General features: G+C 42.0%; 10 protein-coding genes. 3 read left to right on the forward strand and 7 right to left on the reverse strand.

Annotated features, from left to right (window positions below; genetic code table 11):
* The 7 genes from AB5542_RS00460 to AB5542_RS00490 form a co-directional block, all read right to left on the reverse strand.
* Positions 1 to 866 (reverse strand): thioredoxin fold domain-containing protein (locus AB5542_RS00460; RefSeq protein WP_368242944.1); only part of this gene is annotated, 866 nt, incomplete at its 3' end.
* Positions 867 to 873: 7 nt separating this feature from the next.
* Positions 874 to 1,686 carry a DUF4465 domain-containing protein gene (locus tag AB5542_RS00465; RefSeq protein WP_087419203.1) on the reverse strand — a complete coding sequence of 271 codons (813 nt, stop codon included), beginning with the start codon at positions 1,684 to 1,686 and terminating at the stop codon, positions 874 to 876.
* Between the two features lie 12 nt (positions 1,687 to 1,698).
* Positions 1,699 to 3,171 (reverse strand): RagB/SusD family nutrient uptake outer membrane protein, encoded by a 1,473-nt coding sequence (locus AB5542_RS00470; protein WP_288215008.1) that lies wholly within the window; start codon positions 3,169 to 3,171, stop codon positions 1,699 to 1,701.
* A gap of 10 nt (positions 3,172 to 3,181) precedes the next feature.
* Positions 3,182 to 6,658 (reverse strand): SusC/RagA family TonB-linked outer membrane protein, encoded by a 3,477-nt coding sequence (locus AB5542_RS00475; RefSeq protein ID WP_288215009.1) that lies wholly within the window; start codon positions 6,656 to 6,658, stop codon positions 3,182 to 3,184.
* A 36-nt stretch (positions 6,659 to 6,694) separates the two neighbouring features.
* Positions 6,695 to 7,810, reverse strand: coding sequence for a FecR family protein (locus AB5542_RS00480; RefSeq protein ID WP_087419200.1), 1,116 nt, complete (start codon positions 7,808 to 7,810; stop codon positions 6,695 to 6,697).
* Positions 7,811 to 7,880: 70 nt separating this feature from the next.
* Complete coding sequence (locus tag AB5542_RS00485) at positions 7,881 to 8,459, reverse strand: RNA polymerase sigma factor (RefSeq protein WP_288215010.1); 579 nt, start codon at positions 8,457 to 8,459, stop codon at positions 7,881 to 7,883.
* Between the two features lie 86 nt (positions 8,460 to 8,545).
* The gene (locus tag AB5542_RS00490; RefSeq protein ID WP_288215011.1) at positions 8,546 to 10,117 is read right to left on the reverse strand and encodes an ArnT family glycosyltransferase; all 1,572 of its coding nucleotides are present in this window, start codon (positions 10,115 to 10,117) and stop codon (positions 8,546 to 8,548) included.
* Between the two features lie 176 nt (positions 10,118 to 10,293).
* On the opposite strand from AB5542_RS00490, the gene AB5542_RS00495 reads away from it, so the two are divergent.
* The 3 genes from AB5542_RS00495 to AB5542_RS00505 all read left to right on the forward strand — a co-directional run bounded on the left by AB5542_RS00495 (position 10,294) and on the right by AB5542_RS00505 (position 16,559).
* Positions 10,294 to 11,931 (forward strand): ArnT family glycosyltransferase, encoded by a 1,638-nt coding sequence (locus tag AB5542_RS00495; RefSeq protein WP_279038621.1) that lies wholly within the window; start codon positions 10,294 to 10,296, stop codon positions 11,929 to 11,931.
* 269 nt (positions 11,932 to 12,200) lie between these two features.
* Positions 12,201 to 13,112 (forward strand): fimbrillin family protein, encoded by a 912-nt coding sequence (locus AB5542_RS00500; protein WP_288215012.1) that lies wholly within the window; start codon positions 12,201 to 12,203, stop codon positions 13,110 to 13,112.
* Positions 13,113 to 13,127: 15 nt separating this feature from the next.
* Positions 13,128 to 16,559 (forward strand): leucine-rich repeat protein, encoded by a 3,432-nt coding sequence (locus AB5542_RS00505; RefSeq protein WP_288215013.1) that lies wholly within the window; start codon positions 13,128 to 13,130, stop codon positions 16,557 to 16,559.
* The last annotated feature ends 127 nt before the right edge of the window (positions 16,560 to 16,686 follow it).

The raw sequence follows: 16,686 nt of genomic DNA on the forward strand, positions 1-16,686 counted from the left end.
AATTTATACTGGGCGGGCATCAAGTAAATAAGCCATTCGGTAGATTTCGGGTAGTCGGTATTTTGAAGGCATTCCAAAATATCTCTGTATTCTTTTGATTCAATGGGAGGTGTTTGTCCGTACGTGTACGTGCGGAGTTTTCCGTTAAACATACGATCAATTTTTCCATTGACGATTTGTTCTCCAAACAATTTATAGAATTCTTCCCGATGTTTGAATACATAACTTCCTTCTCGACTAACAGGTGACTCGTTGTAGCGCAAGAACACGTTCCAGTATTTGGGTGTTTTTAAAGAATCTACATGAAACGAGGGTGAGAAAATATTTTGTAATACGGAGTCTCTCTGGGTTCTTAAACCGGCAATATGAAGAGTTTCCAGATAGTTGATCAGGAATTCTGAAGATCGGTTCCCGTTGTCATACATTAATTTTTGTGCAGTCAGATTATTTTTCACGTCTAGACCTTGGCGTAGGCGGGCCATCATTTCGCCTGCGGTACATTTTCCTTCCATCCGGTGCATGACCCTACCATTCGCATCGCAGATTAGAAGTACGGGTTCCGTGTAAACCTCGTAAATCTTACTTAATCGTTTCTTTTCGGGGCCTTCGGTATAATCAACACTCACGAAACGTTCATTGATAAAATCTGCTATACTATCGATTGTGAATATTTTGTTTTTAATAAATAGACAAGGGGAACATCTTGGAGAGCCGAAATCCAATAATACATGTTTCTTTTGTTTTTTCGCTTTTTTTAGAATGTCCTGTAAAGGGATATTTTTGGGCAAATCCACTTGTCGGTTTTGTCCGTGTACTCCCGTTAGCAAAATAGTTGCTAACAGGAGTAAAAAATACTTTTTGATCATAACAACATTATTTTTGGAGTCGAATTCCATCTAGACAGAACCAGGCGGGAATCAAACTCTGCTGATTATTATCCCGATACGAACACTCTACATTGAAAACGACTTTATCAACAACCCCCAAGGATTGCAAATCGGCTTTTATCCAGTCTGAACGGAGAAAATTGAATGTTGGATTTGCCGGATCGGCTCCCTTGCGGCAGCACAAGTAAAATTCAACCGTTCCTGTGTGGGTATCTCCCAAGAAACCTTTAATGATCAGTTTAAAATAATCTCCGTCAAGGTTCAATGCCCGTTCCACTCCGGGTGCATAGGTTTGCCAAATACCCTTGGGTGCAGAAGGAACATTAGGATTAGCGATAGGAGTGGGGCCTGTATCTTTTCCATAATTCATTGCGAAATAGGCGTATGTCGTGTTTGCCACTAGAATATGCTCGACAACAGTAGCTTTATCCAGCGTGAAGTAAACATCATCATCTTTCACGCAGGCAACAGCGTACACTTCCGTTTGGTTGGGACGGGGCGTGTAAACGCTAAAACGATTAGAATCTAAGGCAGCATCAGTACCACTCCAAGTAAATGAACGATTACTTCGGCGGGAATACGCGAATCCGCTAAAAGTTCCGTCTGAATTCTTTTTCGTATTGAATGTTATTTCTCCGGATTTGAAACCGCCATCCGGAATGATATGAGTAAATTTTTCTAATTGTAATTCATTCAACGTAACATCATTGGGTTCTTTGACCAGTTTGTCATAGTCATCTTCACATGCCGTAAAGAGCATCGTGACACTTGCGAGTAAAATATAGATTAATTTTTTCATCACTTCAAGTTTTTAATTATCGAAACCGGGATTGGGTTTTATTTGACTGTTCACGTTGGTTTCCACGGCGGGGATTGGCCAACAATATTTATTTGTACTTACATCAGATACATCAGGCTTTAATGTTTTGAACCAAGGATTCCCGTCTTTTTCGAAACGCAGTGAAGCAAACCATTCGCTTCCGTTTTCTACAAATAATTCCAAACAATATTCTTTAAAGATAATGTCCATCAATTCATTGCGGGTTGCAGGTTCCGGGATTTGGGATAATACGGGATTGGTCCGGTTGTTTCGGAGTGTATTGATCGGAGCAAGAGCTTCTGCAATCGTAGCTCCTGTTCTGGCTCTTAATTCGGCTTGCATCAATAGTAATTCCGGGTAACGGAAATAATACGTGGTAAATTTGTCATTCATATCGGCACGTCCGCCTCTGGCAACTTTGGTTGGGCAGAAATATTGTTGTCCGTTAGCATTCAGGCGTCTGGCCCATCCCATTGTTACATCGTATCGGGGATCAGTCTCTAGCCATGAATTGAATTCTGGATAGAATGATTTCAGAGATGATGGTTCTTGACCGACCACCAGAAGATCACCCGTCTGTATGATGGTTTGCGTGTATGCGAATTCGGAATATGCCCGTCCGCTACCGTCTTCAAGATAACGAGCCCATAAAACTTCTTTTGAATCCCATGCTTCGTTATACATGTTTTTCATATCCGGGTCCATCTTGAAATCAGCTGGAAGAGTGGAAATCGTTTCATTCAATAGTGATAAAGCGTTTGCGTAGTCACTTTCCCAACCCCGGTTTAACAATAGTTTGACTTTCAACGCCTGTGCCAGTTGACGAGACAGGCGTTTGGAAGTTGTATAGTCTCCCAGATCCTTGATTGCTGTATCCAAGTCATCAAATATTTTTTGATAACTATCTTTTACACTCAAACGATCCCGATGTACGTTAACCATGTCGCTCAACTCTTCTCTATACAAAATCCCGTATGCATCATCTGTTTGAAAATGCCCGAAACACCATAACAAGTGTGCGTTTACCCATGCCCGGAAACAACGGGCTTCGGCGATCATTCGACTTTTTTCTTTTGTATCGGGGAATTTGTTATCTGCTAATGCTGAGATAGAAATGATGGCTGCATTTGCGGCATTCACACAGGCATACCATTGTTGCCAATAAGTAGCAATTCCACTGGTGGTGGAAGTATATGACATCGAATAGAATGTTGTTCCTCCCGCACGAGATACTCCTGCCTGAGAAGACAAGGCGCAAGCTAGGCTACCTCCGAAAAAGTCACTTCCGGAAGTACCACTTCCCAATGTTAATGAGGCATACATTCCATTGATAATGTTTTGTGCTCCGGCGTAATCCACCACGGCATTCTCGAGGGTTTGTTTATGTACGGGCTCTTCTGTTAGGAAATCATCACAAGATGATAGGATGAATCCAAAGATCAAAATATATATGATTCTTTTCATGGTGCAGAATTTATTTGAATGTAAATTTAATACCAAGGCTATAGGTTCTCGCTGATGGATAAGTGCTGTAATCAACACCTTGCGCCACGGTTATTACGTCATTGGCGGTTGCGGATGTCGAGGTCGATCCGAAGTTCCCTTGCGGGTCAAAGCCCGGGTATTTCGTGATGGTGAACAAGTTGGATGCAGAGAAAGATAATTCCACGTTATTCACGAACGTTCCGGTAAACCATTTTGCTGGTAAGCGATAATTCAAGTTCAAAGAATTCATCCGTAAAAACGAGGCGTCGTGAATATACAGGTCACATAAAGCATTGGCCACGGTTCCTGCGTAGGCTAACCTTGGGAATAATGCATCGCCTCCTTTGAAATTGTAACTATCAAATATCGAGTTATACACATTGTAGGTCCCCACGCCGGATGTTTTCTCATATTGATAATACCACATTCTTTTCGCTCCGTACGAGTAAGTGAACACGGCGGTTGCGTATAAATTTTTCCAACTGAGAGAGAGGTTGAAACCTCCAAAGAATTTTGGATTGAAATTACCCAGTTTTACTTTGTCCTTTGCCGTGATCTTTCCATCTCCGTCTTGATCAATCAGGTATGCGTCACCCGGAGAATCATAACTTCCGAAATAATTTTCCTGTACTCCGGTAGATGACACCGGTTTCAGTGCGATAATTTCTTCTTGGGTTCGGAACAGCCGACCGGCGTATTGATAACCGTACCAGTCTCCGATGTGTCCGCCTTCAACCAAACGAACATATTCGTAATAGTAAGGCATTTTTAGCTCTTTCACGATTCCATCCAGTTTCTTTACTTTTCCGGAATTCGTGGCGATATTAAAGCCGATTTCAAAGTTCACTTTATCCGTCCGGATAACGTCACCCCGGATGTCAAATTCCCATCCGACATTGGCGATTGTTCCTACATTCTGGTTGACAGTCGTGTAGGATGAGTTTGCAGGCACGGAACCGTCATAAATCAGATTGTTGATTTGTTTATTGTAGTATCCGATTGTTCCGCGAAGGCGTTCGTTTAACAAACCGAAATCAAGACCCACGTCGACAGAGGTTGTTTCTTCCCATTGAAGGACCGGATTTCCCAAAGAAGTCGGCTTTGTTCCCGGTTGTCCGTCATAGGTTGCAGCTCCCATAAGGGAGATATAATCATAATTGCCTAAGTTCTGTGAACCGATTTTCCCGACAGAAGCCCGTAGTTTCAAATAAGGAATATATAATTTCAAGGGGGCCATAAATTCTTCTTCTGAGATCACCCAAGCGAGCGCTCCGGAAGGGAAATATCCCCAGCGCTTGTCCGGTCCGAACTTCGAGGAGCCGTCCGTACGGAAAGTAAAGGTTGCTAGGTAACGATTGTTGTATTTGTAATTCACACGAGCAATGGCTGATACGAGCGTGTTTCCGGCTTCATCACTATCTGCCCAGGAGTCAGCCCCACTACCTAGATTAATTAATACCTTTTCGTCTGGGAATTCTTCCGCACCACCGGAAAGCATTCTGGATTTATATTTTTCGATTGAATGGCCGACCATGGCAACCAAATTGTGTTTACCGAAAGTCTTCATCCAAGTTAGTGTGTTATCCCACACGTAGGTGTTGTTCTCGCTATTGCCTAAGTTACGGCTATTGTAGGCTGTGGCATATCCTCGTGTCCCTTTTTTCGAGAAAATGTCGGTTTGCGAATTCGTGTAATTGACCGTTCCGGTAGATTTGAATTTCAAACCGTCCAAAATTGTCCATTCCAGGAAGGCAGAACCGGAGAAAGTTAAACCTCGTCCATCGTTTCGGTTAGCTAGGGTTAAATGTGGGTTTTCGATCACCGTGCTTGTTGTTACCAGGTTAATACTTCCGTCTTCATTATATGCTGGGAAGTCTGGGCGGAATCGGATGATATTGTCAATAAGATTATCCTTGTTATTGGTTTTTCTGGACGATCCGGATAGATTGACGCCTAGTTTGACCTGTTTCCCGATTAATGTTTCAAAATTCAAACGCCCTGTTAACAGCTTGCTGCGTCCTCCCTTTACAACACCTTTTTGGTCATTATATCCGAAAGAGATAAAGTAGTTCGAGTTCTGTGTTCCACCTCGCACGGAAATGTCGCATTGTGTGGTCAAAGCATTCTGGGTCATTTCATCCCACCAGTCGGTATCTCCGTCCATGAAAGCATCGGGGAGTAATTCCAGCATACTGCCGTCCCATTGGCTCGTGTTCAATTGATTGAATTTGGATTCATTGAAAAAGAGTCGGGTATTGTAATCGAATCCGGCAATTTCAATGGATTGACGACCGACTGTCTCCACGAAACGTTTGTATTCTGCCGCATTTAAGGCGTTTAGCTTGTTTGAATTGATGGTCTGGATTCCGGCTCGGAGAGAAAGGTCCACGGTCGGCTGCATCCCTAGTTTACCCCTTTTCGTGGTCACGATGATGACACCGTTGGCGGCCCGGGAACCGTAGATTGCTGTTGCAGATACGTCTTTTAATATATCAATGCTTTCAATGTCTGATAAATTCAAGTTGAATAAAGCATTGGTTACGTCTCCTGTGGAACTTTGTGAATAATCGGGTACTCCGTCAATAACCCATAACGGTTGAGTGTTTCCGGTTAACGTTGAAATTCCTCGAATCATAACATTTACCGGGGAAGTGGGAGAGGCCGATTGAATCATGACGTTTACTCCGGGGGCCCGTCCTTGCAACATACTTTGCACGCTTGCTCCTGCCGGAGACATGGCAATATCCTTTTCCCCGAGTCGGGATACGGCTCCGGTAGCATCTTTTACTTTGGTGGTTCCATAACCGACGATAACCACCTCGTCAACGAAACTTACGCTATCTTTCAGTTGAATGATATTGAGTTTGTCGAAAACATTTGAGTTCAATGCGAACCGATATTTAGCATAACCGATGCTACTGATGACGAGTGTTTTCGCATCTTCCGGAACGTTGATCGAAAATTTGCCTTCCACGTCTGTAGCAACCCCTAAAGTCGTACCTTCTAAGATAACGGTGGCCCCGATAATAGGTTCTTTGTCTTTTTCCGAAATCACGCGTCCTTTCACGACCAGTTGTTTCTCCTCTTCAGCTTTTATCGTATTATTCTTACGTCTTAGCACCACGATACGATCTTCTTTTATCTGGTAAGCGAGGGGCGTGTTTTTAAATACAGCATCCAAAATTGTCACGATGTCCGCGTCTTTCAACGAGACGGTTATTTTAACACCTTCCTTATCCGTGTCGTTGTACACGAACGTGTAGTCCGTTGCCGATTCTAGGTACTCGATAACAAAATCAATCGAGGCGTTTTTGAAGTGAACATCCATCTTCTTGTTTTGGCTCACTCCGTACGAGTAAGTGCAAAATGTCATGAAGATAAAAAGAGCAAATAGTTTTCCGAACATTCTCGGGTTAGGCCGAAAAAGTCTGAATCCCGCTTTGGGGATTGATGAATTTTTTTTCATGGTTATTGGTTTTTAAACGTACTAAAATCTTTGTTTTTATTGTCTTTTTACATGTATAGTAGAGTCTTGTTGTATAAAATCGATTTTTCCTGTAGCTTTTAATATTCCTAAAATAACATTACCGTTATCGTATTTTTTCATCTTTCCGGAGAAGATTAAGTCTTTTAATCTTTCTTCTTCGTACACGAATTTAACATCATACCAACGGGACAATTGTTTCAGGACCGTCTCCAAGCGAGTAGACTTGAAAATTAATCGTCCCTCTCTCCATGCCGTGAAGAGTTCCGTGTCTACCGTTTCAACTTGTGTTTCTCGTGTTGCTTTGTTGTAAGTGGCCTGTTCCCCGGGGTGTAGAATGGTCTTGTCGGATGATAATTGCACGGCACCTTCGACTAGAGTTGTTATAATTTCATGCTCGTCGGAATAATTCTGGATATTAAACTGAGTACCTAACACCGTTAAATCCAAATCCTTATTCCGAACGATAAATGGTTTTGTTTTATCTTTTCTGACATCGAAATAAGCCTCTCCGGAAACCAATTCGACTTGTCGCTTGTCCCCGGTAAAAACACGGGGGAATTTTAATTCTGTCTCTGAATTCATCCAGACACGTGTTCCGTCAGCTAACACAAGTTCGAACTCACCTCCTTTGGGTACATAAATTCGCAGGATTTCAGATGTTTCAAGCTGTTTTTTATGACGGGTACTATCTTTTATCGAATAGCATTGACCCGGCAGGGATATACGTACTTCCTGTTCGTTTTGTAGGATAGCCTTGGGAGAAATGGGTTCTAAGAATAACTCGACAATTTCGATCTTTTCTTCCGGCTTATCGGGGTATAGGAAATACACGCTGACACAGATAAAGCAAATGAATACGGCTGCATACCGTAAAAAATTGGTATATAACATTTTGCTTTTTCGGTAAGTCTTTTGTGAAATCTTTGTCCAAGCTCTTTGCTGGTTGAATAATAAAAATACCTCTTGTTCCGAGCGAATTCGTTCGTGATCCATGATTGTCCGGTACAAATCATCGTGATGTTTGTCCTCTTTCAACCAACGGGATAACTCCTCTTGCTGGTCGGGACTTGCCTCCCCCGTGTAAGCTAGGAAAAGCAAATGGGCGATATGTTCACAATCTTTAGGTGTCATTGTTATCTCTTTTATAGTATAACAATCGACTCCTTCTAACGTACTATGCGGGATTTATTTTTTTGGTAAATTATTTTGCTCCAAGTGATATGAAAATGTAAAACAGGATTGTAAGATATTCATCCTTATATAGTTCCTTGAGAATTTTAAATCCTTTGACCTTCTGATTTTTTACCGTGTTAATGGAAATGTTCAGGGCTTTGGCGATTTCGTCATTTTTCATCCCGGAAACAGACATATCGATAATTTTGCGGCATTCCGTGGGCAGGGACTCCAACCAGTGGTTTAATTTCTGGTCGAACTCGGCCATAATGATATAATCATCGTAAACGGCTTCATCTGTTTGGGCAACAAATTCTTTCAGTTTTTCCGCTTTCATTTGTTCATGTTTGGCATGATTCAGGCAAGCGTTACGTGCGGAGACAAAAAGAAAAGAACTGATTTTTTCGATACAATCAAATTTTTCCCGTCTGTTCCATAGGGCCACGAAAATGTCCTGCACAATATCGTCAACAGCATAAGGCGTGCGGATAAAATGGTAGGTATAGGAACACAAAATCTTATAATAGCGATCGAATATGACTTTGAAAGCCATAGGATCCCCTTCATTGAAAGATTTAATTAATGTTGTGTCCTTGATTGTTACCATGGGACAAATATAGGAAAAAATGTTTCACCTCTTAATCGTATTTTTCAAGATATAGGGATAAAGTATGTAAATGGATAGAAATACTTCTAAGGTTGATCATATAAAGACGATGTATTTAAAGTGGGGTGGATAAGATAAAAGTTTCCGATCTTCTCGTGATGGGTTTGTTGAATCCAGTTGGCGAGTGCCGGGGAACGTGTAACGTTCTTTTCTTTGACGAAAATCATGCAGTCGCCTTTCTGGTAGATATTAAATAAAGAATCTTCATTCGTGACCTTTATGGCCTCTTCCTTTAAATAAACGTCCATGTTTTCCCCGCTGCGGAATTTGTAATAGTAATAATGATCGATATCCTCTTCCTCGCATATATGATATGCTTCTTTCGCCATAGCGGTAAAACCGATGTATGGATTAATCCGGGGTAAGGCAAAGGCTCCCGTGAACAGGGTGGCTAGGATTCCCAGTGCGGCACAATTGATGGCCCGGTACATTTGTTTGCGATATAGTAAATAACAGGCTGTTAAACTGAAGATAAACAATGTTATGATGGCGACATAAATAAATGGCGAGTCGGGAACATTAAATTTGTTGCGGATGAAAAATGCCACGATGGGAGCGATGGTAAGGGCTATCACGGGAATATATACGGAAAATGCGATCCATTTCTCCTTGATTTTCGGGAGCAACAGGATCGTCAAGTACGTGAAGAATGGGAACAGGGGTAACATATAAATGTCCAGTTTTCCGCTGAACAGGGAAAGAATGACGAAAGTCGAGACGATTGCCGAGAGGAAAAGTTTTTCTTTATCTGTCGTGAGTAGTTTCTTTTTTACCGCGATAATGATTGTCGTGATGTACAGGATAGACCAGGGAGCCACGGAGTACCAGAACGTCACCCCGTAATACCAGAATGCTTTTTTGTGGTCGAACGAATCAATCGCTCGGTTTATAGTTTGATGGAAAAGAAGATTGTTCAAGTAAGTTGATCCTCCTTCGAGATAAATACCGAGAAACCATATGGCACAGAATCCCGATAAAATACCCCATTCCCGCCAGCCGAAATACCGGCAGAAGGAACGGATGTCTCTTTTCACCAGTAGAAAGACGAGCATGGTTATCAAGGGAACGATAAACCCGATGGGCCCTTTCGAAAAGATGGCCATGAAAATATAGAAGGGCAGCAAGAAACGGTCTCTCGGTTGTCCCTTGCCCGAATAACGTTTATAAAACGTGTACAGGGCAAGAAGAATAAACATACACATCAGCATATCCATGCGCAGGACAAGGCCCGAACCGATAAAAAATGCGCTTGTGAAGAGCATCAGCGAACCGTTCCATCTCAAGGATGTGGTGGTTTTTTCTTCAACCCATGTATTCATGATATAGACAGAAATCAGGGCGGGAATAATAGAAAAAAGTGAAAGACCAAACATATTATATTCTCCCCAGATCCATTTGCTCAACATGAGTAACCAGAAATAAAGGGGCGGTTTATCCGCGTAAAGTTCTCCTTGATGGTAGAAAGTAAAGAAATACCCGTCTCGCAGGGCCTCATCAACGATACTGAGGTATTTCAGTTCGTTGTTTGGAGTGAAATCCCGTAGGATCAACACGGGAATCACCAAAATAAGCAATATAAAATATCGTTCAATTTTCATGATTATAGTATGTAAATCCTTTTCGCGCAAAAACACGTCCAAAATGTATACCAAAAATGTTTCTTTTTTGTTACATCCGGAGAAAAAATTCTTCCTGCATTATTTGAAGGATATGCTCTTGAAAATAGTTTTATTATTATAAATTTGCACTCTAATCTAAACGTGTACATAAGATTATGCAGAAAAACTATATTCATTATCTTTTTATTCTTATCGTTTGTTGGTTCGCCTTTTTCGTGAATAATGGTTCTGTTTATGAGGATATTATGGAGTCCCGTAATTTGGTCACGGCGCATGAAATGATTGAATATGACAACTGGTTGGTGCCTACCATGAACGGGGAACTGCGTTTGGAGAAACCGCCTCTTCCGACGTGGGTAGCCGCGGGAATCGAATATTTGCAACCGGATAATATATCTTTGCAGCGTGCTGCCGCTGGGATTATGGCCACACTGATGGCTTTTTTCCTCTATTTCTTTGCTTCGGCTTTAAGTGGCAACAGGTTATTGGGATTGCTTTCTGCTCTGGTAATGGCGACCAGCTTTAATGTCATTATGGCAGGGCGAGTGGCAACATGGGATATTTATTGCCATAGTTTTATGCTGGGAGCAATATTTTTCTTCTATAAAGGGATAAAGAGCGTACGAACGAGTTGGGCTAATTTTGTTTGGGCCGGGATATTCTTGGGCTTGTCTTTCTTGGGTAAAGGGCCTGTGGCATTCTATGCGTTATTATTTCCTTTCTTGATCTCTTATATATGGATCTATCGTCCTTCTCTCAAGAGAAAAGGCTGGCCTATCGTGGTCATGTTGCTGTTATTTATAGTAATCAGCTTCTGGTGGCCGCTTTATCTGTATGTGTTCCATCGGGATACAGCCTTGTTCGTGCTGGCGAAAGAATCAACGGCTTGGATCGAGAGAAATGTACGTCCTTGGTATTACTACTGGTTGTTCTTTGCCGAGTCGGGAATCTGGGCTTTGTTCCTCTTGACCGGGTTATGCTGGCCGTGGTTAAAGAAGAAAATCAAAATGCGTAAGGAGTACACGTTTGCCGTTTTGTGGACTGTGGTTACTTTAGTGTTACTTTCTCTTTTCCCGGAGAAAAAAACTCGGTACTTGTTGCCGTTACTGATTCCGGCCGCGATGGTTGTGGCACATTATATCGTTTATATATTCACCGCCGCGAAGGAAAAAACGCTCACGACGAGTGATCGTGTCGTATTTCGTGTGAATGCTTTTATCCCGGCATTGATCGCTTTAGGAATGCCGGTTGCCGTCTATCTTCTATTTTACCGGGAAGGAGAAGTCGGGTTGACCCTTTTGATTATTGTTTCGATCCTGTTCCTTGTTGCCGCCTATTCAATTTTTGCGGGTGGGGTGAGGATAAAATCCATGAAAGTATTCACGGGAGTCGTGCTATTATTGATCCTTGTGGAAACCCTGTTGATGTCTCGTGTTGCCAATATGTTCAATAACACGGAGATCAAAAGTATCAAGGCCGTCCGTCAGATTGAAGAGTTACAACACGTACCTTTCTATTACCCGGCGGATGAGGAATTGAGAATCGAGCTGGTATATGAGGCTGGTCGCCGCATATTGCCTTGGGATATAAAAAATGATACAACGCTTTTGAATTCCTTACCTGTCGTGTTGGTTTCCGGCAGACCTGCAGCGGAAGTTTTGCCTGTGGGGATACAGGAGAAAGTAAATCTTCGTTTGATAGATGTCTACGACAATAATAATCGTCCGAAATCAGATAAAAAACGCTATTCTCCTAAATTTGTTCGTTACGTGACTATATTGGAGAAAAAATAAAGTAAAAGAGCATTTTAAATAACTACCCCCACTAACTCCCCCTCACACAGGGGGAGAAATCGCTTGGTAATCAGCTCTCCCCCTGTGTAAGGGGGAGCTGGAGGGGGTAGTTGGTAAATACAGGCAGGACTTTTTAGGACAGCCCCTGCTTTTGTATGGGATGTTAAGGGAAAGTTGTTTTTCTGCAAATGAACCATTATGAACTTGATTTTTGAATGATATGCCCCTACCTTTGTATAAAAATTACAAGTTTTATTAAAATGAACATCATGTCAGGTAGAAAGAAGATCGGGTTTATACTAATAGCTTTGCTATATGCATGTTCTGGAGGATCCGGTAGTGGGGATCCGGAGCCAACGCCAGAACCGACACCGGAGCCGGTACGGAAAGAAATTAAAATGCTTTTTGGCGTACAGGATATTGCAAGGGCAACAGATGCCACTTTCGAAGCTGGTGACAAGATTGGATTGTATGTTGTGAATTATGACGGGCAACAAGCTGGTGATTTGCAAAATACAGGGAATCACGTGAACAATATGCGTTTTGTTTACAATTCTTCTTGGACACCGGATCAGACCATATATTGGAAAGATGATGAAACGAAAGCGGATTTTTACGCCTATTACCCTTATTCTGCCTCGGCAAACGTGTCTGGCCATGTTTTTAACGTGAAAGCGGATCAGGCATCCGTGGATAACTACAAAGCAAGTGATTTCCTTCTGGGAAAGACTCCGGGAGTGAGTCCGACTGAACAGGCCGTTAATATCACGTTGAATCATGTTTTTAGTTGTGCACAGGTAAAGGTGGAACCGGGAAATGGTTTCACGCAAGCGGCATTGGATGAGGCTGCAATACAGGTAAAGTTTAATCATATCCGGCTTGCGGCATCCATCAATCTGGCTACAGGAGAAGTTGAGGCTGTAAATGAAGAGCAAAGCATTATTTTGGGAAAGAATGACGGGTTGTACAGGGCGCTTGTTGTGCCACAAAGTATTAGTGAAACTGACTTATTGGTGGTTAACGTGAATGGAAAAGATTACACGTTGAAAAAAGGACATACTTTTGAGAAAAATAAAAGATATACTTTTACCGTGAAGGTGAATAAAACGAGTAATGGTATTAACGTCAATATCGGCCAATGGGACGATGATGGGGTGGATTATGGCGGGGTGGCAGAATAATCTAAAACAATATTTATGAGAAAAATAATTCTTCTGGTTGCAATGGTGTTATCGTTTGTGTGTTGGGCATGTTACGATAACGAAATAGCGGGTCCTGATGCCGGTCAGGCCTGCTTAATTTCACTTTCCGGGGAGATTGATCAAGTGACTTTATCCCGGGTAAATGACGGTGGTTTTTGTCATAATGATGTGATGGGAGTTTATATCGTGGACTACGAGGGTGGCTCTCCCGGAACTTTGTTGGATGAAGGGAACCGGGCAACAAATCTTCAATTCACGTTTGATGAAGCCAATTATAAATGGAATTCGGCATACGATGTGTTCTGGAAGGATAGTAAGACTCCCATTGACGTGTACGGGTATTATCCGGTAGGAACTCCGGAAAGCGTGAATGCCTATGCCTTTGAAGTTCGAAAGGACCAGTCCAAGTTATCCGAGAACGGGGAGATGGGAGGATACGAGGCGAGTGATTTTCTTTGGGGGAAAGCGGAGAACGTGGCTCCGTTGACACCTGTCGTACGGCTCTCGTTCCGTCATAAAATGAGTAATGCCCGGGTGACATTGCAGGAGGGAAAGGGTTTTAGTGAAGGGGAATGGACCAAGTTGGAAAAACAAGTGCTGGTCACGAACACGAAACGTGGGGCGCGGGTCGATTTGGCCACGGGTATTGTAACCGTTACAGGCGAAGTGGCGACAACAGGGACGATCCCTTATAAGCATGGGGATGAATTCCGGGCGATCGTCGTGCCGCAGGAGGTGGCTACCGGAGTGAAATTATTTAGTATAACTGTTGATGGGGTTGCGTACTCGTTCTCAAAGAATGAAACGTTTACTTACGTGCCTTCTAAAATGCATAATTTCACGATTCGGGTAGATAAAAAAGCCAATGAGGGGAAATATGAGTTTGTATTGGTCAGTGAATCTATCACGGCTTGGGAAGATGATCTGGCATCACATGATGCGACAGCTAGAGAGTATATCGTGATTGAGTCCGAGGCAGGTAAATTGAAGGAGTGTATCACGGCTGCCAAAAAAGATTTTAGGAATTTGCAAAACTTGAAAATAACGGGTGAGATTAATGCTTTGGATTTTTACTTCATGAGGGATTCGATGGATGCATTACAATTTTTGAATTTGAAAGAAGTGAAGATTCATAAATTGATTGAAAATGAATATGTAGTTGGAAATGATGATGAAATACCTTCATCTGCATTTAATAAGAAAAAGACGTTACAGCGAATTATTTTACCTGATCAGTTGGTTTACATCGGAGATTTTGCTTTCTATAATTGTACGAACTTATCTGGTTCTCTAATTATACCGGAAGGAGTGCGTTATATTAAGGATGCTGCCTTTCAAAGTTGTACAAATTTGAAAGGGACGTTATCTTTACCAACGACGTTGGAATATTTAGGAACGAAAACAGGAGTTGGTTCGGTTTTTGACGAGTGTGGATTTACTGGAGAATTGAAATTACCTAATTCGCTAAAACATATTGGGAACTATACCTTTCACAATTGTTATAATTTCCAAGGAAATTTAGTTTTACCTGAGAATTTGGAGTTTTTGGGAATAGGAGCATTTTATCTCTGTAGGGGATTAGTAGGTGATTTGAAAATACCTCAGAAGTTAACATTTATTTCTCAACATGCGTTTTCTAATTGTGGTTTTGATGGAATACTGGAATTGCATGATGGAATTACTAATATAGAGGAGGAGGCTTTTGCTTGCCGATTTAAAGGAGAATTAATATTACCTAAAAATTTGGTTGTAATTTCTAATCGAGTTTTTTTAAATTGTGATTTTTCTGGGGAGTTGAAATTTCCTGAGAATTTAAATTCTATTGGAGATTGGGCTTTTTCTGGGAATAGTAGATTAATGGGAACATTGGAATTCCCACGTAATTTGCAAAATATAGGTGAGGGGGCTTTTTCTTATTGTCCAATGTTAGAAAAAATAATTTTTCCAGAAAATATAGAGAGTATAGGATCTTTGGCTTTTGGGAATTGTTTCAATATTGAAGGTATCGAATGTAAAAGCGTTACTCCCTGTTATCTACATTCGTTGGCTTTTGATGGTGTGCCTAAAGATAATTTTGCTGTTGAAGTACCAGAATCAGTTGTTACTCAGTATCAAGTAGCTCCAGGTTGGAATGAATTCAAGCGAATTTCAGCCCATCGGGAACTGGTTTGTCGTCCCTCGCTGGCCACGGCAATCAATACGGAGTGTACCCGTCGTTTGGTTTTGAATGCGGAAGGAGAGTGGGAAGTGGAAAGTAAACCGGATTGGTGTTCTTTGTCGCAGATGTCCGGCTCGCAGAAAACGGAATTAACGCTTACTATTAGCGAAATGCCTCAAGGATCTGAGCCGAGGGAAGGGGAGATCGTGTTTAAACTGAAGGATAAAGATTATACAACTCGTTGTTCCGTGACACAATATGATTACGAGTACGATGAAGATGAAATTATAACCTTACAGTCCCACACGAAAGGAAATGGTGTAAATCTCGTCTTTTTGGGTGATGGATTTGATGCGAAAGAAATTTCCAAGGGGGATTATTTGAAAGTGATGAAAGAACAGGTAGAACGTTTCTTTGATATAGAACCTTATCGCACGTATCGGGATTGTTTTGATATATACACGGCTATTGCCGTTTCCCCGGAAAGTGGGGTCGGAACAATCAACACGATTCGTTACACCAAATTTGAGACCACGTACACGGGAGGTGTCGGTTTACGGTGTGATTACGATGCGGCCTTTGCCTATGCGTTAAGAATGCCCACGGTGAATGAAGGTAATTTGAATCAGTCGCTCGTGATTATAACTCCGAATTCCACGGACTATGGCGGAATATGCCAGATGTGGGCTGATGGTTCAGCTATTGCATTCTGCCCATTGAGTACCTATGGCTATCCTTTGGATTCTCGCGGTGTCATCCAGCATGAGGCGGGAGGACACGGGTTCGGGAAATTGGGTGACGAGTATATTTATCACAACGAGTTCATAGATTTCTGTCCTTGTGTCTGTTGCGATCACGTAGAGGCATTTAACTGGGCAAAATCATTAGGATGGTACGAAAATCTTTCTCTTACCGGGAAGATGCACGAAGTGCCTTGGGCGCATTTTATATTTGATGATCGGTATAGCGATGTGGTGGACATTTACGAGGGAGGTTTTAAACATGCTCGGGGTGTTTTCCGGTCGGAACAGAACAGTTGTATGAATAACGACATCCCGTATCATAGTGCCATTAGCCGGGAGGCCATCGTGAAACGTATCATGCTTTACGCCGGAGAAACATATTCCTTCGATGAGTTTGTGAAGAATGATAAGCGGGGTTCGGATAATTTATCACGTTCCACTCGGGACATGGACTTTGGTACGAAAGCTCGTGGAAATCAATATCCACCCGTGATTCACAAGGGACGTCCTTCAATTTTGAAATGATGGTTTGACTAAATTAGAGAAGATATGAAATACATAAAAATAACTTGCTGTGTAATTCTTTTATACATTCTACTGATTCCGTGCGGGTGTAGTGAGACCGACCAAGTGCAAGAATCGGATGAAATGT

Origin of the sequence: Butyricimonas sp. RTP31003st1_G1_RTP31003_210430 (assembly GCF_040920905.1) — a bacterium.
In the GTDB taxonomy this organism is placed as follows: domain Bacteria; phylum Bacteroidota; class Bacteroidia; order Bacteroidales; family Marinifilaceae; genus Butyricimonas; species Butyricimonas paravirosa.

What these genes read in the sequence shown, in the direction of transcription:
- AB5542_RS00495 (WP_279038621.1), top strand. Translation starts at nt 10,294, where the DNA reads ATGCAGAAAAACTATATTCATTATCTTTTTATTCTTATCGTTTGTTGG.
- AB5542_RS00505 (WP_288215013.1), top strand. Translation starts at nt 13,128, where the DNA reads ATGAGAAAAATAATTCTTCTGGTTGCAATGGTGTTATCGTTTGTGTGT.
- AB5542_RS00490 (WP_288215011.1), bottom strand. Translation starts at nt 10,117, where the DNA reads ATGAAAATTGAACGATATTTTATATTGCTTATTTTGGTGATTCCCGTG.
- AB5542_RS00465 (WP_087419203.1), bottom strand. Translation starts at nt 1,686, where the DNA reads ATGAAAAAATTAATCTATATTTTACTCGCAAGTGTCACGATGCTCTTT.
- AB5542_RS00500 (WP_288215012.1), top strand. Translation starts at nt 12,201, where the DNA reads ATGTCAGGTAGAAAGAAGATCGGGTTTATACTAATAGCTTTGCTATAT.
- AB5542_RS00470 (WP_288215008.1), bottom strand. Translation starts at nt 3,171, where the DNA reads ATGAAAAGAATCATATATATTTTGATCTTTGGATTCATCCTATCATCT.
- AB5542_RS00480 (WP_087419200.1), bottom strand. Translation starts at nt 7,810, where the DNA reads ATGACACCTAAAGATTGTGAACATATCGCCCATTTGCTTTTCCTAGCT.
- AB5542_RS00475 (WP_288215009.1), bottom strand. Translation starts at nt 6,658, where the DNA reads ATGAAAAAAAATTCATCAATCCCCAAAGCGGGATTCAGACTTTTTCGG.
- AB5542_RS00485 (WP_288215010.1), bottom strand. Translation starts at nt 8,459, where the DNA reads ATGGTAACAATCAAGGACACAACATTAATTAAATCTTTCAATGAAGGG.